This is a genomic window from Comamonas odontotermitis, assembly GCF_014207855.1.
GTDB classification, from domain to species: domain Bacteria; phylum Pseudomonadota; class Gammaproteobacteria; order Burkholderiales; family Burkholderiaceae_C; genus Comamonas; species Comamonas odontotermitis_A.
Window position 1 is genome coordinate 332,599 of the sequence record NZ_JACHKZ010000001.1, and the last position, 21,687, is coordinate 354,285.

Genomic DNA, 21,687 nt, shown 5'->3' on the forward strand with positions numbered 1-21,687 from the left:
TAGCCCGCCACCCCGGCCCTGTCTGTGAGACAAGTTCGATTGTGCGTGCCCCCCGATTCAGAAACCTGCGCCGGGCTGAGACAGATACTGCGACTCATCGGACGTACTCTCACGCCCCAATACGGCATTGCGATGCGGAAAGCGGCCAAAGCGTGCAATCACCTCCTGGTGGCGCCAGGCGTAGTCCAGCGTGCCTTGCAGAAACTGCACGAGGTCAGGATCAGAACCTGCCGCCTGCGCCAACGCCGCAAAGGCCAGCACGCTGCGCCGCTGCATGACTGGGTCTTCTGCGTGCTCCAGCGGCAGGTAGACAAAAATGCGCAGCACCTCAGGCAACTGCAGATCCAGGCCCGACGCTATGGCGCCGAGTGCCAGCTCCAGCGCCTGCCGGTCACCAGCAAACGCTTCAGGGGTGCCGCGGTGGATATTGCGGGTGAACTGGTCGAGCAGCAGAATCAGCGCCAGCCGCCCCCATGGCTCACCGGCCCAGTCCTCAAGCTGTCCATCGAGCGCAGCCTGCACGGTGGAGCCAAAGCGTCGGCGCATTTCGGAATCGAAGGCATCCGATTTGGTGAACCACTGCTGGCGTTGCTGCAGCGCCTGCGCATTGCCGGGGCGCGCGGCGCCCAGCCAGAACTGAAGGATTGCGTCGGCACCTGCCAGAGCAGGCTCCCCGTGATTGGTAAGAGAAGAATGTGGCATGCCCAGGTTATACCCCGGGGCCGGAGAAAAACAGCTGGCAGCGAACACAAAACCACTTCGGCCCGCATGCCAGTGGCATGGGGCCGAAGTTCAACGAAGAGGATGGGTGTGAGCCTGGCTACGGCCATAGGCCATTGCCAGGCACGCCACTACTTGTCGTCTGCAGGGAGCATGCTACCTGCCTGCACGGGCTGGCCATCGGCGTCGGTGATGCGCATCACCATCAACTCTGGCGTGGAGTCCGGATCATCGCCACCATCTCCCTCAATACCCCGAGAGGCGGCGTAGAACCCGGTGGAGAAGCGAATGACCGGGGTGTCCGCCCCCACCTGAGCAGGAGCGCAGCGGAAGTTGAAGCCCCGCAGTTGATCCTTGACACAGACATAGCCACTTGCGCGGTCGATGACCGAACCTTCGCTGTAAGGCACGAAGTTGAAGATCCGGCTCTTCATGGCACCGCTATGCGCCAGCACCACCCAGGAACCCACCAGGGAGTCGATGCTGTTCTTGTTGATACCGAAATAGAAGCGTTCGATCTGTACCGGATCTTCATTCGGGAACTGGATGGTTCCGGTGGACGATGAGGTGAACTTGATGTTCTCCGCATTGCCAGCGTTTCCCATATAGCTCGCAGTCAGATCGCCGCTGCCGAAATAGCGGCCGCCCTGGTATTGGTTCAGCGCAATGGCAGGCCTGTTGGCCGCAGGAATGGTGGATGGATCATGCGTGCCCAGCACACTGTGGAACGTGGCATTGCCCTTGCTTTCGTAGTCATAGACCGAGATGAACAAGGTGTGATCCTGGCTGTTGATGGGCTTTTGCAGATCCACCGCCAAACCGCGGCCTGGTTTGCCCGTGATTTCGTTGCTCACGATCCAGGTACCAGCCTCTGGTGCGTAGTCCGGCCGGAAGTAGGTGGTCTGCGTGGTCTTGCCAGCCGCAGTCGAGTACGCAGCACGTGTGATGCGAGAGCCGATGATGCGATGTTTGTCCCCGGAGCCGAACTGCACGGTGCCAACCACCTGATCCACACTGCGCTGCAGCGTCAGCGCAATGGGAGCACTGGGCTGCGCCGATACGCCGGAGCACTTGAAGATGCGATCTGCGCCTGAGTCATCGCATGTCGCAAAGAATGGCGTGCTCAGCGATCCTTCAAAGCCATGCATCGTGAGCTTGGTGCTTGCTGCATAGGGCCATGGAACAGGAGAGAGCGTCCAGTTGTAGTTCAGACCCACCTGCTCGCCCGAACCGATATCGGCCCACCAGGTGCTGACAGGCTGGTTGTTCTGACCCAGCTCCACCATGGCCCAGCGATCCACATAGGCAGGATCGGCAAAGGTTCCTTGAGGCGTGCCTTCGTAGTCGAAACGCTCGATGGCCTTGGCTTCCTCGCCAGGGAATTTGATGCTACCCGTGGTTCGGCTGCTGAAGACCACCTCCACATTGCCCGCATTGCCAGCCTCCTGTCCATCCAATGGACCACTGCCGAAGAAACGGCCGCCCTGGTACGTCGTCAAGGGCGCAACCACCTTGTTGCCGTCCATGGTGCCGATGGCGATGTGGAAGGTCGGCGCGCCAGAGGAGGTGTAGTTGTACACCTGCATCACAAACTTGCCATTCTGCACATCGATGCCCATGCCGCGGCCAGGTTTGCCATTGAGCTCTGCAGTGATCACCCAGTTGCCGCCTTGGGGATCGCCAACGCTTGAACCAGCGCCCGAGCCGTCGGCTGGCGATGTCTTGGACACCTGGCGCGTGTCGGTAGCGACATTGCCTGCTGCGTCGGTCTGCGATGCAGTGACTGTCACCGCACCTGCAGGCAATCCGCCCACCTTGACGCCCGAGACCGCCCATGTGCCGTTGGTGCAAGGTGCCGAGGCCGCTACATTGCCAATGCTCACGGTCACAGTCCCGTCAGACGATGTGCAGGTGCCGGAAACACCGTAGGACGACTGGTTCGAGCCGTCGATCGTCGGCGCTGCAGTGATCGAGACCGCAGGTGGTGTCACATCCTTGACGGTGGTGCGCGTGCCGCTGACAACTGCACCGTTGATGGTCTGCGATGCAGTGATCGTCACGACACCATCAGGCAGGCTGCTGACGGTCATCCCGGACACCGACCAATTGCCACCATTGCAGGCAGTCGTGGTCGTCAAGCCGCCGATGGCCACCGTCACTGTTCCATTTCCGGCCGAGCAGGTGCCAGTGACGCCACCGTAGGACGATTGGTTGGACGCGTTGATGGGAGGTGCGGCGGTCACCGATACTGCTGATGCAGCCGCATTCTTGGTGGTGGTGAGCGCCCCCGTGCCGGTATTGCCAGCAGCGTCCGTCTGCGATGCGGTGACCGTAACCGGCCCTGCAGGCAGACCGCTGACGTCCGCACCCGCGGCAGACCATGCGCCGCCATTGCATACCGGCGACGGCACCACGGTGACGCTGCCAATGCTCACCGAGACGGTCGATCCGCTCTCCGTGCAGGTGCCAGAAACCCCATAGGACGCCTGATTGGCAGAGGTGATTGCAGGAGCCGAGGTAACTGCCACAGCGGGAGGTGTTGCGTCCTTGGAGGTGGAGCGCGTGCCTGTGCCTGTCTGATTGTTGACCGTCTGCGATGCGGTGACCGTGACGGCTCCATCACCCAGGGCAGTGACATTGACCCCAGAGACCGACCATGCGCCACCGCTGCAAGTGGCCTGCGCCGCGATGCTGCCGATGTTCACGACAACAGATTGCCCATTGGCCGAGCAAGTACCCGAAACGCCATAAGAGGCCTGGTTGGCCGCGTTGATCACCGCGGCATTGCTGACTGTGACCACAGGGGTGTCACCCGGGTTGGAAACCGTGCTCTTGTTCGTTGTGGTCGAGCCTTGCCCCACCTGGTTGTTCACGGTTTGCGAAGCCGTGATCGTGATGGTGCCATCGGGCAAGCCGCTCACGTTGACGCCGGACACCGACCAGTTGCCACCGGTGCAGGTCGCCGACGCAGGGATACCGCCAATACTGACCGTTACAGGCTGACCTTCGGCAGAACAGGTGCCCGACACTCCGTAAGACGTCTGATTACTCAACGTGATGGCTGACGCAGTGACCGAAACCGTGGGCGCGCCCGGGTTGGAAGGCGGGTTCTTCACCGTACTCTTGCTGGCGGAGCTATTGGGGCCAGCAGGAGTCTGTGAAGCCGTCACGGTAATGGCGCCCGCAGGCAGCGCCGCGACATTGAGCGTGCCGCTATAGGTTCCATCGCTCTGGCAGGGAAGCGACAGGCTGGCACCGGCGGGAAGCGTCGTGATGGCGAGATCGTTGCTTCCGGGGCTGCAGGTACCGCTGACAGGAAGCAGATCGCTGGCGGCTACTGGGTTCTGCAGGTCATTGAGCGTCACCGTGGACTGGCAATCGGCCATCGAGGCTTCGGCATGGCCAATCACCACATCCGCCGTGATCAGACCAAGCACATTGATTCTGACGTGAACTGCGTTGACGGTGATGCTGGTCGGGCTGACGATCTGTTCATTGACCGTGATGGTGGCGATGCCTAGAACACTCACATCCGCGTTCGCGCTCACATTCAGGCCAAGACCTGCCAATGGCCCGGAGCCATTGAGGACGTCTGTTCGGCCCGAAGCAACGACCTTGCCCTTTTCACAGCTCATCGTCGCCGTGGTAGTGATGGTGTCGGCTCCCAGGCTCAAAAGGGATTGATTGCCGAACAGGATATTGAGCAAGGAGAGATTCAGGCCATTGACCTGTGACATCGAGGTCACGCTGTTGCGCGTCAAGGTACTCTGCGTGGAGGATGTGAGAACACCCGTGTCGACCTTCAGAATGCCTGCAGCATTGACACCGACGTTGGCAATATATCCGCTCTTATTGAAATCGGGGGGCGCGCTCCCGTTCCCAGTGTTGGCAAACTGCGTGCCCAAACCTACCAGCGGAGGGCCGGGCAATATAGCCAGGACACTTGCCGAGGCCTCCAGTCCATAGGCCTGACCAGAGCCGGAGGAAGCCGCGAACGACACGCCCCCCCAGCCAAACGCAGTCACCATGATGAGCCAACGGATCACCCGGCGTGTGATCCCTTTCATTCCTGCGGTAGTCATATCGCCTCCTCTTGGACTAGAGCTCCAAGAATGGGCTGACAGATACCAACCAGTTCGATGCACGGCCGATTCGATCAACCCATCCACCTCTGACACTTTCGATCAACTGTTCACAAAAATATTGCGAATTGAAAACGAAGCCTCACACTCGTAACCCTACACCCGGCGCACCTCGCACATAAATTTATTTAATAAATCGAACCACAGAAATAAAAAGCTTAGTCTTTAATAAGAAAAATATAAGTTTTCAAAATATCTATCGAATGATGAATTTCAATACCTTTTATTACCCAATAGCACACCTGCAGTTTTCATTAAAAACATGCTCACAGGTACAAAAAACTACAAGCAATGCCTTTTCTATATTCAATGCTTTTTTTAAATCATGAAATACTTAGATACGTATTATTGTTGACAGTAGGAAGCCACATGGGGGCCGTATCGATTGCTTTATGCCTCTCTCAGCAACGGTTTTTTGGGGTATTGCGAATGCGTATCCTTGCGATATAAGCAAGGTTTTTTGTACCAATGCCGTGAAATGCAAACATGCCGACTGCAACTGTGTGCAGCCGGCATGCTGAGGTGGCCCTGAGCGCCTGCAGTGCGCGCAGGCATGGGGACAGAGTGGCGCAGGAGGGGAGCTATATGGCAGCCGTTCTTCTCTGCGCCATTTGGCGCGTAGCCGCAGCAGGTACAGAAGCTGGTCTACGCGCGGCACCATCGCGCAAACGCAGCGCCCAGCGCTCCACGGTATAGAAAGACAGTGCAGCCAATGCCGCAGACACCGGCAAGCCCAATGCCACCACCCAGGCCCAATCCATATGCGCTCGCAACAGTCGCACCACGGGGTAGTGCCACAGATAAATGCCATACGACATCTTGCCCAGCCATACCAAGGAAGGCAGGCTCAGCATGTCATAGAGCGCGCCCTTTTGCTTGCTCACCGCAATGACGATGGAGACAGCCGTCAACTCCGCCAGGGCAAAGCCCCATAACAGCGCACCCGCATCATCCCAGGCATAGCCAATGACGATGAAAGGGAACACGGGCAGCAACCACAGCAGGTACCTCTGGCGCGCATGCAGTGCGTCCATCCATTCGGGGCGGTGCACGGTGACTGCGGCCAGCAGGCTGCCCAGCAACATGCCTGTGGCACGGGTATCGAAGCGGAAGAAAATCTCGTAGAACTGCTGACCTCTTGCCACCCAATAGGCGCGCCAGACAAACATCAGAACCACAAGCAGCAGGACAGGACGCCACAACTGCTTGCGCGCAGTATGCGCCAGCAGCAAGGTCAGCAATGGCGGCCAAACCAGATAGAAATGCTCCTCCACCGACAGCGACCACATATGCAGCAGGGTATCGGGGCTGTCGAAAAAGGCGATGCCGTAGTCAGCCAGATAAAGCGCCGACACCACCACATCCTGGTTGATGTCTTCGAGATCAGGCCATATCAGCGGTGCAAATACCCAATACGCACCGAGAAACAGCAATAGCGCGGGCGCCAGGCGCAGAAAACGCCGCTTGTAAAAGCGCCAGTAGTCCAGCCGACCGGCTTGTTGGTATTCCTTGAGCAGCAGCGATGTAATCAAAAAGCCGCTCAGCACAAAAAACAGGTCCACACCAAAGAAGGCGCCATTGAACATGGGCACATGGGCATGAGACATAAACACCAACACAATGGCCACCGCGCGCAAACCATCCAGCGCGGGGTTGTATTTCAATCGCAATCCAGACAAAACAAACACACTCCCTACTTCGTCGGCATGCCAGTAAGCGATGCCGCACGCCCGGATTCCAATAAACATGCACCTGCCGCCAAGAAGACGTCAGTAGCACCAATCCAGGGTTTACAAAACTGTGTTGCTTAACGCGCAAGGGCGCCGAAAAGCTGACCATGTAGTGGGCGGGCATGCCGCCGCAGGAGCCGCCAGCTGCAACAAGCAGATACGGCCATTGCCCATGTATGCCGATGCAGGAGGGCGAGATAATTAAGAACCAAGCCTAATGCAATAGTTCCGGCAAGGCTGCGCTATTTTGTTACGGTGAAAGATCCCGTGCAGGCGCTCGCCTATTGCGTTGCGGCCTGGTGTGCGACCAAAAGCAGGTATCTCGGCTGCTGCCCGGGTGACAGCACTTCGGTGCTTTCCCCCATGCAGGGCATCGCTCCTTTGCGTAGGCTCAGCGCAGTTTCCCTTTCATGTGTTATGACTGCCTTGACCCACGCACCCACCCCCCAGATCCGCTTGTACCAGGACTGGCTCGCCCAGCAGCATGGCCTGCGCTTCAACAGTTATGAAGACCTGCACCGCTGGTCTGTGTCGCACCTGGCTGATTTCTGGCGCAGCATCTGGGATTACTACCAGTTGCAATCGCCAGTAGCCCTCGCCAAGGGTGCGAAGGTGTTGAGTGACGATGCCATGCCCGACACCCAATGGTTCAGCGGCATGCAGGTCAGCCTGCCACGCCAGCTGCTGCGGCATGTACAGGCCGCCGATGCAGCAGGCCTGCCTGCCATCGTGAGCGACAACGAGTGCGGTGAAGTCCGCGAAATGCCTTGGCCCGAGTTGCAGCGCCAGGTGGCTTCGGTGGCCATCGCGCTGCGCAAGCTGGGCGTGCAACGTGGCGACCGCGTGGCCGCCTACATGCCAAACATTCCCGAAACGGTAGTCGCCATGCTGGCGTGCACCAGCATTGGTGCAGTGTGGAGCCTGTGCGCGCCCGACATGGGTGTGGCTGCGGTCGTAGATCGCTTCAAGCAGATCGAGCCCAAGGTACTCATTGCTGTGGACGGCGTGTACTACGGCGGCAAGCCGCTTGATCGCAGCACCGTCGTGCAATCGTTGCTGGCAGAGCTGCCCTCGGTGCAAAAACGCATCGTCATATCTACACCCTATGCAGCCTCTCCCGTGGCGGATAGCCACAGCTGGCAATGGGCCACTGCGCAAGATGCGCAGGCCATTGCCGCGTTCGAGCCGGAGTGGCTGCCCTTTGACCACCCGATCTGGATCGTCTACTCCAGCGGCACCACGGGTCTGCCCAAGCCCATTGTTCACGGCACCGGCGGCATCCTGCTGGCGCTGCATGTGGCGGGACTGCACAACGATCTGGGCGCCAGCTATGGCGACAACAACCGCAACGAACGCTTTCACTGGTACAGCTCCACGGGCTGGGTCATGTGGAACATCCAGGCAAGCGGCCTGCTGTTTGGCACCACCATCACCATTTTCGATGGCCACCCTGCCGGCAGCAGCAGCCAGCCCGACTGGGGCGTGCTGTGGCGTTTTGCTGCCAAGCACCGCACGACCATCTTCGGCGCTGGCGCCGCCTACTACAGCAACTGCATGAAAGCAGGCTTGGATATCGCTGCCATTGCGGGCCTGCAACAAGTGCGCACCCTGGGCAGCACCGGCTCGCCGCTGGCGCCCGAGGTACAGCGCTGGGGCAGTGCACAGCTGCAGGCGGCAGGAGCGGGTGAAGTGTTCTGGTGCAACATCTCTGGTGGCACCGATTTTTGTGGCGCCTTCATCGGCGGCAACCGCGAGTTGCCACAGGCACCAGGCCGCATGCAATGCCGCTGGCTCGGCCACGCCGTGGAAGCCTGGAACGAGCATGGCCAGCCGGTGCTGGGCGAAGTCGGTGAGCTGGTCTGCGTCAAGCCCATTCCTTCAATGCCGCTGTATTTCTGGAACGACCCCGGCAAGCGCCGCTATCTGGACAGCTATTTCGACCATTGGCCGGGCATCTGGCGCCACGGCGACTGGATACAGGTGGACAGCGATGGCAGCTGCATCATCTATGGCCGCAGCGACGCTACCATCAACCGCCAGGGCCTGCGCATGGGCACCAGCGAAATCTACAACGCAGTCGAAGCCCTGCCGCAAGTGCAGGACTCGATGGTGGTGGATCTGGAATACCTGGGCAAGGACAGCTACATGCCGCTGTTTGTCGTGCTGCGCGATGGCCTCGTGCTGAACGACACCCTCAAGGCAGACATCAGCCAGGCCATACGCACGGCCCTCTCGCCCCGCTTTGTGCCCGATGCCATCTTGCAGGTGGCGGAAATCCCGCGCACCCTGACCGGCAAAAAGCTGGAGCTGCCCATCAAGAAATTGTTGCTGGGCCAACCTGCCAGCAAGGTGCTCAACCCGGAGACCATGGCCAATCCTGGCTGCCTGAACTGGTACGAGGCATTTGCACAACGCCATTTGGCCGCCCTGGCAAACACCTAACACCTTCTGCAAATCAGGGCATTACAGAAGCACGGATTTCGCTGACACACGCCTCGCGCATGTATCGGCGACAATCCCGCTCCTATGTCTGAAACTACCGGCTCGTCCTCTTCCTCGATCTCGCTTCGCCTGGTCTTCATCCTGGGCCTGCTCTCGGCCATCGGGCCCTTTGCCATCGATATGTACTTGCCCGCGCTGCCGCAGATTGGCGCGAGCCTGAGTGCACCCGTTGGCGCCGTGCAAGCCAGCCTCACCGCTTTCTTCCTGGCACTGGGCGTGGGCCAGCCGCTGTTTGGCACCCTGGCCGATATTTGGGGGCGCAAGAAACCGCTGTACCTGGGTCTGTCGATTTTTGTGCTGGCGAGCGTGGGTTGCGCACTGGCGCAGGACATCCACACCCTGGTGGTGCTGCGCTTCGTGCAGGGCATGGGCGCCGCAGCGGGCATGGCGATTCCGCGGGCCGTGGTGCGCGACCTGCACACGGGACATGAAGCCGCACGCATGATGTCGCTGCTGATGCTGGTGTTCAGCGTGTCGCCTATCCTCGCGCCACTGGCTGGCAGCGGCGTCATCGCCGTGGGCGGCTGGCGCATGGTGTTCTGGGTCGTAGGCGTGGCGGCCATTCTGGGCCTGGCCGCCATGGTGTGGGGGCTGCCCGAAACGCGCCCCGCAGATGCCCGGCTGGACAGCAGCCTCGGTGGTGTCTTGCAGGCCTACGGTTTCTTGCTGCGTGACTGGCACTACCTGGGCCTGGTGTTCATCGGCTCCTGCGCAATGGCGGGCTTTTTTGTCTATCTGGCAGGCTCGCCGTTTGTGCTGATCAACCACTACGGGCTCTCCACCACGCAGTACAGCATGGCCTTTGCACTCAATGCGATTGCATTCATTGGCGCCGCGCAGTTCACCGGCGCGTTGGGTAAACGGTTCGGACTGGTGCCCGTGGTCAAAGTGGCGGCCAGTGCCTGCGGGGTGGTGATGACCAGCCTGCTGGCCTACTACCTGCTGGGCGGCGATCAACTGCTCGTGCTGATCGTGCTGTACTTCATCTCCAGCGCCCTGATGGGCCTGGTGATTCCAACCACATCGGTGCTGGCGCTGGAAGAGCATGGCGAAATCGCAGGCACCGCATCGGCCCTGTTGGGCACTTTGCAGATGCTGACGGGCGCTGTTGCGATGCAGATCGTGGGCGTGTTCTCCAATGGCAAGCCACTGCCCATGGTGGTGGGCATGGCCACCGGCGCACTGTGCGGTGTGCTGCTGACGTGGATCACCCTGGGCGGCCAAAAGAGCGCAGCGCGCTATGCCAGCAGCTAACCATAAACCATACAAAAAAACGGGCGCCAGCGCCCGTTTTTTATTGGCTTGAACTCCTGAGAGACAGGAGCGACCACCTCAATCCAGGTGCGTGAGCAGATGGTGCCAGAAGCGGGCACGCATCTCCAGCGTCGACACCAGGATGTACTCGGTCACGGTGTGCGCACCGTCACCATCGGCACCCAGCCCATCCAGCGATGGCACACCCATGGCCGAGGTGAAATTGGCATCGCTGCCGCCACCCGTGGGCGGCGCTTCTTCCAGTGCAAAGCCTGCTTCCTTGGCCGACTGCTGCACCCGCGCCAGCAGTGCTTCGGCCTTGGCGTCCTTCACCATTGGTGGGCGGTTCACCTCCACATCAATGTCCAGCGACACCCCTTCACCCACCGGGCGCAGCGCGCGCATCTTGCCGACCAGCTCGTCAGCGGCCTGCAGATCGGGCAGGCGGAAATCGACGATGCACTTGCAGTAGGCGGGCACGGTGTTGGTGGCCGTGCCGCCTTCCACCTTGCCCACGCTCACGGTAACACCGCGCTGGTAATCAGTCATCGCTTCCAATGCCAGAATCTGGTGCGCCATTTCGCGGATCGCGCTGCGGCCTTTTTCATGCGCCACACCCGCGTGGGATGCCAGGCCCTTGATTCCCAGGCGCAGCATGCCGGTGCCCTTGCGCGCGGTCACGCAGCGGCCGCCGTTCGCGCGGGCAGGTTCGGCCACCAGGCAATATCTGGCGTTGCTGGCGAAGGCCTCAATGTGCTTGCGCGATGCGTGGCTGCCGGTTTCTTCATCGGGCACGATCAGCAGATCGACCGGCAACGGCGTGCTGCCGGGGACAGCTGCAGCGCTCAGTGCCGTCAGCGCCAGATAGATGCCAGCCTTCATGTCGTAGCCACCCGGCCCATACAGGCGATCGCCTTCGATGCGGATCGGGTTATCGGCCAGCATACCGATGGGATGCACGGTATCCGAGTGGCCCAGAATCAGCAGCCCCTGGCGCGTATCGCCTTCCGCGCGATTGGTGATGTGCAGCAACGGCAGCGCTGGCCCGGTGCCATGCTTGCCCTGCGCATAGGTTTCAGTCACGGTGGCGCGCAGGCCGGCAGCAGCGGCTTGCGCGCGCATCATCTCCACCATGCGGGCCAGTGCCGCCGGGTCGCTCGATGGAGATTCACAGCGCATCCAGTCTGAGATGCCATCGACCAATTGCTGGGTAGTTGCTTGCATAGAAGGTGTCCTTGGTGTTGCAGGGGTGTTTTCAGGCGGTGGTGCGGCCCGCCCATTGCGCGAGCCATGCAGAGTCAGGCATGCGGCCCTCGAACCACCAGTGCGCGCAGACATGGCTCATGGCCTCTCCGTCGTGGCCAATGCCAGCGACTTCGTGCAGTTGCCACGCCAGTGGCATGCCCAATTGCGCTGCCGCCGCCTGCCCTGCTGCAAAGTAATGGCGGGCGCGCGCAAAACGGTGGGGCCCCTGGCGCAGCGCCGCAGGCTCGGCGGGTAGATTGGGATCGAGTGTGTCGGTGTCCTGGTCGCCCGCCAGAATGACGAGCGGCGTAGCCAGCAGGCGCTCCAGCGCATCTGCGGCCAGCCCAATTCCGGACAACCCTTCCGGGAAAGTGAGCGTCGCATTCGGCAGGGTGTACCAACCGGGGTTCCCCGCCACCACACCTGCAAATCCATCGGCCCCCAAGGCGCTGACGAAGCGATGCACAAACTGGCCACCCGCAGAGTGACCAAACAGGTACAGCGGCTGGCCGCCCACGATGCCTGTATCGCGCAACTGCTGTGCCAGTACGGAGACCGCCTGGTACGACCAGTAGGCGCGGTCGCGCAGTTCGGCGTCCTCGGTCCAGACACTGCCGTTGTTGTAGCTCTCCACGCCCGGCCAATGCTCGTTGCCAAAGGTCGGCGCGATGATCTGCAGGCCATGGCGATCGGCTGCGGGCATCCAGAAGTCGCGGTAATCGTCGCCATTGCGCAGCACGCCGTGCTGCACCAGTACGACGGGCGCATCTGCCGCCACACCCGGCGGGCGATAGCAGTTCAGGACGACCGGCAGGTGCAAGGCACCATTGCCCGCCTTCCATGGCATTGAAAACCGGCCATATCGCTGGCTGAAATGTTGCAGGCTGTCCATCATCTGTGGCTCTCGGTTGTTTTCAGGCCTGGTCTTGCAGGTGGCAGGCCGTGACGTGGCCGGGCGCTGTTTCGCGCAGTACAGGCGCCTCGGCCTTGCAGCGCTCCATCGCATGCGGGCACCGTGGGTGGAAGGTGCAACCCGAAGGCGGATTCAACGGCGAAGGAATTTCGCCCTTGATCGGCACGAAGGCACGCTTGCGCCGTGCCACATCGGGCACCTCGGCCAGCAAGGCCTGGGTGTAGGGGTGCTGGGCCTTGCCAAATATCTCGGCAGTCGGCGCCATCTCCACAATTTTGCCCAGGTACATGATGGCCACGCGGTCGGAGATATGGCGCACCACCCCCAGATCGTGGCTGATGAACATGTACGTCAGGCCCCGCTGCGCGCGCAGGTCCATGAACAGGTTGATCACCTGTGCCTGGATGGACACATCCAGTGCGGCCACCGGCTCGTCACACACCAGAAAATCGGGCGTCACCATCAGCGCGCGGGCAATGCCGATGCGCTGGCGCTGGCCGCCGGATATCTGGTGCGGCAAGCGGTTGCGGTACTCCGTGGCAAGGCCCACTTCGGCGAGCGCAGCATCAACGCGGCCCGGCACATCGCCGCTGGGTGCCAGCTTGTGCACGTGCAGCGCCTCGCCCAGGATCTGGTGCAGTTTCTGACGCGGGTTCAGCGATGCCTGCGGATCCTGAAACACCATCTGCACACCCAGGGTGTAGGCCAGCCGGTCCTTGCCTGCCAGCCCGCTCACATCCCGGCCCTGGTAGAGCAGCTGCCCTTCAGTTGCAGGGTGCAGGCCCGCCACCACACGGCCCAGGGTCGATTTGCCGCAGCCCGATTCACCGACCAGGCCCAGCACTTCGCCTTTGCCAATCTGCAGGTTAACGCCGTTGACGGCGTGCACCGTGCGGGTTTGCGCGGGCTGCCCAGCCACCGCACCTACCATTTTCTGCAGCAGATCGGGTGTGCTGACAAAGCGCTTGTGCACATCGCGCAACTCAATCACAGGGGTATTCATCGCGGTCATGCGGCGTGCGCCTCCAGCGGAACAAAGCAGCGAAATTCGCGGCCGGGAATGGTGGTGACGGCGGGCTGCTCTGCCACACACTGCGGCGTAGCCCGGGTGCAGCGCGGCGCAAATGCGCAGCCAGGCACACGGCCCGACAGGCTGGGCGCCATGCCGTTGATCTGCGACAGGCGCGCACCGGGCGTTGCCTGCGCCGGCAGAGAATTGAGCAGGCCTTGTGTGTACGGATGGCGTGGCGCATCCAGCACTTCGGCCACGGCACCGGTCTCGACGATGCGGCCTGCATACATCACAGCCACACGGTCAGCCAGCTCGGCAATCACGCCCAGATCGTGGGTGATCCAGATCAGTGCCGTTCCATGCTCCTGGCAGATTTTCTGCATGCGGTAGAGGATCTGGCCCTGGATCGTGACATCCAGCGCCGTTGTCGGCTCGTCGCAGATGATCAGGTCGGGCTTGTTGAGCATGGCAATGGCAATGGCCACACGCTGGCGCATACCGCCCGAAAATTCATGCGGATAGCTGCGCAAGCGCTTCTCCGGCGCGGGAATGCCCACCATGGCCAGCGCTTCCACACAGCGCTGAATGGCTTCAGCCTTGGGCATCTTCTGGTGCGCATCAATCGCCTCCAGCATCTGCTCCTCGATCCGCAGCACCGGGTTCAGGGTCATCAGCGGATCCTGAAAAATCATTGCGATGCGGTCGCCACGCAATTTGCGCATAGCTTCTTGCGGGAGTGCGCGCAGGTCCTGGCCCTTGAACAGCACCTGGCCTTGCGTGACTTCGCCGGGTGCGTCGATCATGCCGAAGATAGAAAAGCCGGTCACCGATTTACCCGATCCCGACTCTCCAACGAGACCAAGAATTTCTCCGGGCTGCAGACTGATATGGATATCACTGACCGCGGGCCATGCGCCCTCTTCGGTGTGAAACACCGTCTGCAGGTTCTTTACGTCAAGCAAAGGGGTAGTCATTACTTCCTCGGATCCAGGGCTTCGCGCAGTCGGTCGCCGATCAGATTGATCGACAGAATGAGGGCCAGCAGTGCCAGGCCGGGGAACATGCTGATCCAGTAGTCGCCAGACATTAGGTACTGAAAGCCGTTGGCAATCAAAAGGCCGAGCGACGGCTCGGTGATGGGCACGCCAACACCCAGGAAGGACAGCGTCGCCTCCAGCACGATGGCGTTGGCGATCTGGATGGTGGCAAATACCATCACGGGGCCCATGCAATTGGGCAGCAGGTGGCGCGTCATGATGCGCCAGGCGGGAAAGCCCAGGTTCTTGGCCGCCTCGATGTACTCCTTCTTGCGCTCCTGCAGTGCCCGGCCACGCATGATGCGCGCGTAGTGCGCCCATTGCACCAGCACGATGGCGATCACCACCTTGTCCACCCCGCGCCCCATGATCGCCAGCAGCACCAATGCCACCAGAATCGTTGGGAAGCCCAGAATAAAGTCGACAATGCGCATCAGCACGGTATCGACCCAGCCCCCCATATAGGCGGCAATCAGCCCCACAAGACTGCCAATGATGGTGGCGAGCACCACCGCGCTCAGGCCCACCATCAGGCTGATGCGCAGGCCGTGCAGAATCGCCGAGAGCATGTCACGGCCCTGGTCATCGGTGCCCAGCCAATAGGTCATGCCCGATGCTGCCTCGGACATGGGCTTGAGGCGGCCATCCATCAGATCGAGTGCCCCCAGGTCGTACGGGTTCTGGGGCGACAGAAACGGCGACAGCAGCACGACGGCGAGCAGCACCACCAGTGCAATCACCGCACCCTTCACTGTGGGCTTGCTGTGCAGTTTTTTCAGGATTGCAGCGCGTTGTGGCGTTTCCTGCAGAGGCTGCGCGCGCTGGGTGCTGTCAATTTTCATCATGTTCTTTTCGGGCTGCATCATTGCGCCTCCTGCAGCTGCACCCGTGGGTCCAGCACCGCATACAGCAGATCCACCACCAGGTTGATCATCACGAAGATGAAGGTCACCAGCATCACATAAGCCACCACCACCGGGCGATCGAGCTTGTAGATGCTGTCGATCAGCAGCTTGCCCATGCCCGGCCATGCAAACACGGTTTCGGTGATGGTCGAATACGCAATCAATGTGCCGAACTCCATGCCGATCACGGTAACGACCGGGATGAGAATGTTGCGCAGGATGTGGCGCGTCAGGATGCGGCGCTCGCTGATGCCCTTGGCGCGCGCAAACTTGACGTACTCCTGCGTCTTGGCCTCCATCACGCCGGTCGCCGTCAGGCGCAGCACCAGGGCAATATTGCCCAGTGCCAGATTGATCGCAGGCAGCATCACATGGCGCCATCCATCAGCGGTAAAGAGAGAAAACGGCACTCCAAAAATGCTGACCGTGTCGCCCCGGCCGGACGATGGCAGCCACTGCAGCCAGACGGCAAACATCAGGATCAGCATCATGCCCTGCCAGAAATTGGGCAGCGAAAAGCCCAGCACCGAGCCGCCCATCAGGCTGCGGCCCAGCGGCTTGTCGTTGAAGAGCCCGGCGACCAGACCCAGCGGAATGCCGATCAGGCAGGTCAGGCCGATGGCCACCACCACCAGCTCGAAGGTGGCAGGAAAACGCTGCACGATCAATTCAATGGCCGGAATGCCATGCACGAACGAGGTGCCCAGGTCGCCCTGGAAGGCACGGCTCAGAAAGCTCCAGTACTGCAGCCACACTGGCAGATCCAGCCCCAGCCGCTTGATCATGGCCTCGCGGTCAGCATCGCTGGCCTCGGCGCTCACCAGCAGCTCGATGGGGTCGCCCACGGCATAGACTGCCATGAACACCACCAGCGACACCGCCAGCAGCACCAGAAAACTTTGCACCAATCGGCGCAGGATATAGACGATCACGTTGCGTCCCTATTCAACAAAAGCCCCGCGCTTCCCCCACTCCGTGAGGTTGTTGCACCCACAAGGGGCTGGCCCGGCAATGAAAAATCACAATGCCCGCATGCCCCGCCGCCGGGGCCCATGCGGGCATGCCATGCACCAGGCCGAACCTGCCCGGTGCACCGGCCTTACTTGGTCGGTTTGACCGACATGGCCAGCGTGTACTGGTCGCGTCGGCCCTCATAGCTCAATCCTTTCTTGTACGCCCAGATGCTGCTCTCAAAGTGCAGCGGAATCAGCGGCACGTTGTCGAGCGCAATCTGCGTGGCCTTCTGGTACTCCGCCTTGCGCTGCGCGGAATCCATCAGAGCCATCGCTGGCACGAACACCTTGTCAAACGCGGCATTGCTGAAGCCGCCGTAGTTGCTGGTGCCCAGGCCCTGGTCCTTGTTCGTGGAGGCAACCCAGTACTGGAACAGCCCCGACGCCTCGCCGTTTTCCGAAGGCCAGCCGCCTATCGCAAAGCTGAATTCGCGCTTGGCGCGCTTGGGGAAATAGATAGCCGCCGCCTGTGCATCGACCGTGGTCTTGATGCCGATGCGGGTCAGGTACTGCGCTACGGCCTGTGCAATCTGGCCATCGTTGATGTAGCGGTCATTCGTGGTCGTCAGTGTCAGCTCGAAGCCGTTGGGGTAGCCCGCTTCGGCCAGCAGTTTCTTCGCAGCTTCGGGGTCGAACTTGATTTCTGCGGGCTTGTCGAGGCTGCCAAACATGCCTGCAGGCATGTACTGGTTGGCCACCGTAGCCATGCCGTCCATCAGACGCTGCACGATGGCCTTGCGGTCGATCGCCATGCTGATGGCCTGGCGCACGCGCAGGTCCTGCAACGGGTTCTTGCCATCGGCCGCTTTGACAAACGGGCTTTGTGCGCGGCCCGAATCCGGCTGGAAGAAGATGAGCCGTGTGGACGGCGTCGCCACGAAGTCGAGCTTGCTGTTTTCCTTGATGCGCGGCAGATCGCGCGCAGCAGGGCTTTCGATCACATCGTAGTCGCCCGACATGAGGCCGGTGAGGCGTGGGCCAGCATTGGGCACGGGCACCATCTTCACGGTTTTCCAGTGCGGCTTGGCTCCCCAGTAGCCTTCGTTGCGCTCCATCTCGATGCCTGTGCCCTTGACATAGGACTTGAGCTTGTACGGGCCCGTGCCTATCGACAGCCTGCCAGTGTTGAACTCGGCCACCGTGGGCCAGGGCGAGGTTACGCCGCAACCTTCCTTGGGTGCGAACCTGAGCTTGTCGAACTTGGCAATACCACTCCAGATGATGGGCAGGGAGCGCGCCAGCTCATTGGGCATGGTGGGGATGGGCCGGTCGCTTTTGATGATGACGGTGTATTCATCAGGCGTCTGCACATCGGTGAAGTTCTGCATGGGCTCCATGTACGAACGCGACACGTTGGTCTCGTTGTTCAGCACACGGCAGATGGTGAACAGCACATCCTTCGATGTGAACGGCTCGCCGTTGGAGAACTTCACGCCCTTGCGCAGCTTGAGCTCCCAGGTGTTGTCATCGACTGGCTTCCACGATTCCGCGAGGCCCGCAATCAGCTCCATCTTCGCATTGCGGTTGATGAGCGACTCGAAGATATGGGCTGAGAACGAATCATTCGTCGTCACCTTGTGGTAATGCGGATCGGCCGCCGTCGGCTCGGATGCAAGACCAATGGTGAGCGATTGCGCCGCAACCATACCAGCGGGCAGGCCCAATGCTGCAACGCTTGCCAGCGACAAGGTAGCGCGGCGAGAGATCTTCTTCATAGACACAGGTCGTTCCTCCTTGGTTAAAAGCCAGCTACAGCACGGCTCTGCGGCACGTGGACGATAGCGATTGATCCGTATGCTGAAGGGAAGGGAACAAAAGCACCATAGGTGACTTCCGCAACCTGTCCCATCCGTTGGCAATGCCGGCGACTACTTGGCAGGTTTGACCGAAGTTGCCAGCGTGTACTGGTCGCGGCGGCCTTCGTAGCTCAGATCCTTCTTGAATGCCCAGATGCTGCTTTCAAAGTGCAGCGGAATCAGGGGCACGTTGTCCAGCGCGATCTTGGTTGCCTGCTCCAGCATGGGCTTGCGCTTGGCCGCATCCACGGTCTTGGCCGCAGGGATGTAGACCTTGTCGAATTCGGCACTGCTGAAACCGCCGTAGTTGCTGGTGCCCAGGCCCTTGGGCGAATCGGTCGATGCCACCCACAGCTGGAACAGGCCCGAGGCCTCGCCGTTCTCCGAAGGCCAGCCGCCCATGGCAAAGCTGTATTCGCGCTTGGCGCGCTTGGGGAAGTAGATCGATGCCGTCATGGCATCCACCTTGGTCTTGATGCCCACGCGCGTGAGGTACTGGGCCACGGCCTGCGCAATCTGCGCGTCGTTCATGTAGCGGTCGTTGGTAGACGACAGTGTCAGCTCGAAGCCGTTGGGGTAGCCCGCTTCGGCCAGCAGCTTCTTGGCACCCTCGGGGTCGAACTTGATCTCGGGCGCCTTGGCCAGGCCGCCGAACATGCCATCGGGCATGTACTGGTAGGCCGGTGTTGCCATGCCGTCCATCAGGCGCTGCACGATGGCCTTGCGGTCAATCGCCATGTTGATGGCCTTGCGCACGCGCAGGTCCTGCAGCGGGTTCTTGCCGTCCGGCGCAGTCACGAATGGCGACTTGTCGCGGCCAACGTCGGGCTGAAAGAACACCAGGCGCGTGGAAGGCGTGGCCACAAAAGCCAGCTTCTTGTCTTCCTTGATGCGCGCCAGGTCGCGCGCGGCGGGGTTTTCAATCAGGTCGTAATCGCCCGACATCAGGCCCGTCAGGCGCGGGCCGGCGTTGGGCACGGATACCATCTTCACGGTCTGCCAGTGCGGCTTGGCGCCCCAATAGCTGTCGTTGCGCTCCAGGGTGATGCCCGTGCCCTTGATATAGGACTTGAGCTTGAACGGGCCGGTGCCGATCGCCATCTTGCCGCTGTTGAAATCAGCCACCGTTGGCCAAGGGCCCTTGTAGCCACAGCCTTCCTTGGGCGCAAACTTGAGCTTGTCGTGCTTGACGATGCTGCTGGAGATGATGGGCAGGTTGCGCGCAAACTCGGCCGGGATCAGCGGCACGGGCTCGGCCGTCTTGACGATCACGGTCAGGTCATCGGGCGTCTGCACATCGGTGATCAGCTTGGTCGTGTCCATATACGACTGCGACACGTTGGTCTCGTTGTTCAGTGTGCGGCAGATGGTGAACAGCACATCCTGCGAGGTGAAGGGCGCGCCATTGGAGAACTTCACGTCCTTGCGCAGCTTGAACTCCCAGGTCAGGTCGTCCAGGTTCTTCCACGACAGGGCCAACGATGGCACCAGCTCCATATTGGCGGTACGCCCTACCAGGGAGTCATAGACATGGGCCGAGAACGAGTCGTTCGTCGTCATCTTGTGGTAGTGAGGATCTGCCGCGGTGGGCTCGGAAGCCAGGGCGATGGTCAGCGTCTGCGCGTTTGCAGCACCCATGAGCACGCCAGCGGCCAGCGCCAGCGCGCGCTTGTTCAGAGGGAAAGTCATATCTGCCTTCAAGATGTATGAGGCACCACTGCGGCACCCGTTTTCTGGCACCGGTTACAGGCGCCTGCGCAGAAAGGCCATGGCAAGCGCACGCCCGCCTTGCACCGCTGCGGTAAAAAGTCGGCACATTCTTACACGGAAATTACAACCACCCGGCGCCGCACAAAGCCCGTTTACTGGGCATTTACCCCATGAAAACAAGCACTTTATGCGTGTGCGGAACGATGTTGTGCAGGCTGCGCAACAATGCGATCCCCTGGCATGCGAAGCGGCCCGCGCAAATGGCCCCCATCGCCCTGCCCAACTGACAGCACTTGAAAGAAATCGGTACGGAGCACAGGTCTCATCCATGAGGCCCACCATCCCGATCCAAACTATCTAAAATCGCTCCATCATGCGTCGCCGCTTACTTCTTTGCTCTACTTTATGCATGGCCGTCGGACTTGCGGGCTGCTCTCTGGCGCCCCGCAGCTATACCTTGTCGCAGGACGAACTGCAGACCATGGTGGCCAAGGCTTTTCCACGCCAATACCCGCTCCTGGGGCTGGTGACTCTCAACGTCAATGCGCCTGCCCTGGGGCTCAAACCCGAAATCAACCGCATCAACGCCACAATGACCGCCCAGCTCAACGGCAAGGTGCTGCCCCATAGCTTTGATGGCGCAATGGATCTGGACTTTGCGCTGCGCTACGAACCGAGGGACCACACCTTGCGAGCCACCCAGGTGCATGTGAATTCGCTGATGATGACCGGCCTGCCCGATGGCCTGGCCAGCATGCTGCATGCCTATGCGCCGCGCGCTGCCGAACAGGCCATGGATGATGTGATCGTCCACACCTTGCGCGACGAAGACCTGGCCAAACTCGACAAGGCCGACCGCCTGCCTGCCTCATTCACGGTCACAAAGAGTGGCCTGCGCATTGATTTCGACCAAAAGTCCAAGGCAGCAAACTGAGTTCAATTGATTTATGCTGCGGTCATTGTGCGCACCTCGCGCACGGAATGGAGACCACCGCATGCCTTCCCTGGACGATTTCAGCGTCACCCGCAAATGGCCCGCCACGCGGCCTGATCTGCTGCAACTGTATTCCCTGGCCACGCCCAACGGCGTGAAGGTGTCGATCATGCTGGAAGAGCTGGGCGTGCCTTATGAAGTGCACCACATCAGCTTTGACAGCAATGACCAGCTGACGCCGGAGTTCGTCGGCACCTTCCCCAACAACAAGATTCCGGCCATCCTGGATCCCAATGGCCCGGGCGGCGAGCCGATCGCGCTGTTCGAGTCAGGCGCCATCCTGCTGTACCTGGCCGAAAAGTACAACCAGTTCCTCCCGCAGGATCTGGGGCTGCGCTACACCACCTTGCAGTGGCTGATGTTCCAGATGGGCGGCATCGGCCCCATGTTCGGCCAAGTAGGTTTCTTCAACATCTATGGCGGCAAGGATTTCGAGGACAAGCGCCCGCTCATGCGCTATGTGAACGAATCGAAGCGATTGCTCACTGTGCTGGACAAGCACCTGGTAGGCAAGGATTGGGTGGCAGGGAGCGAATATACGATTGCCGACATGGCCATCTTCCCGTGGATCCGCAACATGATCGTTCGCTACAACGCCGAAGAGCTGATCGGCTGGGGCCAGTACCCCGAGGTAAGCCGCGTGCTCAGCCAGTGGCTGCAGCGCCCTGCCGTGCAGCGCGGCCTGCTCGTTCCGGCTCGCTGACGAGGAGAGGC

Annotated in this window: 15 protein-coding genes; 4 read left to right on the plus strand and 11 right to left on the minus strand. The window is 60.9% G+C overall.

Features of this window, described 5'->3' with window-relative positions; all coding sequences use genetic code 11:
- Positions 1 to 57: 57 nt before the first annotated feature.
- From HNP33_RS01515 to HNP33_RS01525, 3 genes are all read right to left on the minus strand, one after another.
- On the minus strand, positions 58 to 702 hold the full coding sequence (locus HNP33_RS01515; protein WP_184704520.1) for a DUF924 family protein: 645 nt from the start codon (positions 700 to 702) through the stop codon (positions 58 to 60).
- Positions 703 to 851: 149 nt separating this feature from the next.
- Positions 852 to 4,802 carry a choice-of-anchor P family protein gene (locus tag HNP33_RS01520; protein ID WP_184704523.1) on the minus strand — a complete coding sequence of 1,317 codons (3,951 nt, stop codon included), beginning with the start codon at positions 4,800 to 4,802 and terminating at the stop codon, positions 852 to 854.
- Positions 4,803 to 5,443: 641 nt separating this feature from the next.
- On the minus strand, positions 5,444 to 6,610 hold the full coding sequence (locus tag HNP33_RS01525) for an acyltransferase family protein (protein WP_184704525.1): 1,167 nt from the start codon (positions 6,608 to 6,610) through the stop codon (positions 5,444 to 5,446).
- Between the two features lie 399 nt (positions 6,611 to 7,009).
- Here HNP33_RS01525 and HNP33_RS01530 point away from each other — a divergent pair, with 399 nt between their 5' ends.
- Together HNP33_RS01530 and HNP33_RS01535 are read left to right on the plus strand one after the other, a co-directional pair.
- A complete protein-coding gene (locus HNP33_RS01530; RefSeq protein ID WP_184704527.1) occupies positions 7,010 to 9,034 on the plus strand; it encodes an acetoacetate--CoA ligase in 2,025 nt (674 codons plus the stop codon).
- An 84-nt stretch (positions 9,035 to 9,118) separates the two neighbouring features.
- Entirely contained in the window at positions 9,119 to 10,348 is a 1,230-nt protein-coding gene (locus HNP33_RS01535; protein ID WP_184704529.1) for a multidrug effflux MFS transporter, read from the plus strand.
- 78 nt (positions 10,349 to 10,426) lie between these two features.
- Here the strand turns inward: HNP33_RS01535 and HNP33_RS01540 are convergent, their stop codons facing one another.
- From HNP33_RS01540 to HNP33_RS01575, 8 genes are all read right to left on the minus strand, one after another.
- Positions 10,427 to 11,572, minus strand: a complete 1,146-nt coding sequence (locus HNP33_RS01540; RefSeq protein WP_184704531.1) for a M20 family metallopeptidase — start codon at positions 11,570 to 11,572, stop codon at positions 10,427 to 10,429.
- Between the two features lie 31 nt (positions 11,573 to 11,603).
- Positions 11,604 to 12,488 carry an alpha/beta hydrolase gene (locus HNP33_RS01545; RefSeq protein ID WP_221451956.1) on the minus strand — a complete coding sequence of 295 codons (885 nt, stop codon included), beginning with the start codon at positions 12,486 to 12,488 and terminating at the stop codon, positions 11,604 to 11,606.
- 19 nt (positions 12,489 to 12,507) lie between these two features.
- Entirely contained in the window at positions 12,508 to 13,518 is a 1,011-nt protein-coding gene (locus HNP33_RS01550; protein WP_184704535.1) for an ABC transporter ATP-binding protein, read from the minus strand.
- Complete coding sequence (locus HNP33_RS01555) at positions 13,515 to 14,492, minus strand: ABC transporter ATP-binding protein (protein WP_184704537.1); 978 nt, start codon at positions 14,490 to 14,492, stop codon at positions 13,515 to 13,517. Before HNP33_RS01555 ends, HNP33_RS01550 begins: the two co-directional genes overlap by 4 nt.
- Positions 14,492 to 15,418, minus strand: coding sequence for an ABC transporter permease (locus HNP33_RS01560; protein ID WP_233464251.1), 927 nt, complete (start codon positions 15,416 to 15,418; stop codon positions 14,492 to 14,494). The genes HNP33_RS01555 and HNP33_RS01560 overlap by 1 nt, the downstream gene beginning before the upstream one ends.
- A complete protein-coding gene (locus tag HNP33_RS01565) occupies positions 15,418 to 16,392 on the minus strand; it encodes an ABC transporter permease (RefSeq protein ID WP_184704539.1) in 975 nt (324 codons plus the stop codon). Before HNP33_RS01565 ends, HNP33_RS01560 begins: the two co-directional genes overlap by 1 nt.
- A gap of 167 nt (positions 16,393 to 16,559) precedes the next feature.
- Positions 16,560 to 18,179: an ABC transporter substrate-binding protein gene (locus HNP33_RS01570; RefSeq protein ID WP_184704756.1), complete on the minus strand. Its 1,620-nt coding sequence runs from the start codon at positions 18,177 to 18,179 to the stop codon at positions 16,560 to 16,562.
- 162 nt (positions 18,180 to 18,341) lie between these two features.
- Positions 18,342 to 19,958, minus strand: coding sequence for an ABC transporter substrate-binding protein (locus tag HNP33_RS01575; RefSeq protein ID WP_184704541.1), 1,617 nt, complete (start codon positions 19,956 to 19,958; stop codon positions 18,342 to 18,344).
- Positions 19,959 to 20,388: 430 nt separating this feature from the next.
- Here HNP33_RS01575 and HNP33_RS01580 point away from each other — a divergent pair, with 430 nt between their 5' ends.
- Together HNP33_RS01580 and HNP33_RS01585 are read left to right on the plus strand one after the other, a co-directional pair.
- Positions 20,389 to 20,913, plus strand: a complete 525-nt coding sequence (locus HNP33_RS01580) for a DUF1439 domain-containing protein (protein WP_184704543.1) — start codon at positions 20,389 to 20,391, stop codon at positions 20,911 to 20,913.
- A 61-nt stretch (positions 20,914 to 20,974) separates the two neighbouring features.
- Positions 20,975 to 21,676 carry a glutathione S-transferase N-terminal domain-containing protein gene (locus HNP33_RS01585; protein WP_184704544.1) on the plus strand — a complete coding sequence of 234 codons (702 nt, stop codon included), beginning with the start codon at positions 20,975 to 20,977 and terminating at the stop codon, positions 21,674 to 21,676.
- The last annotated feature ends 11 nt before the right edge of the window (positions 21,677 to 21,687 follow it).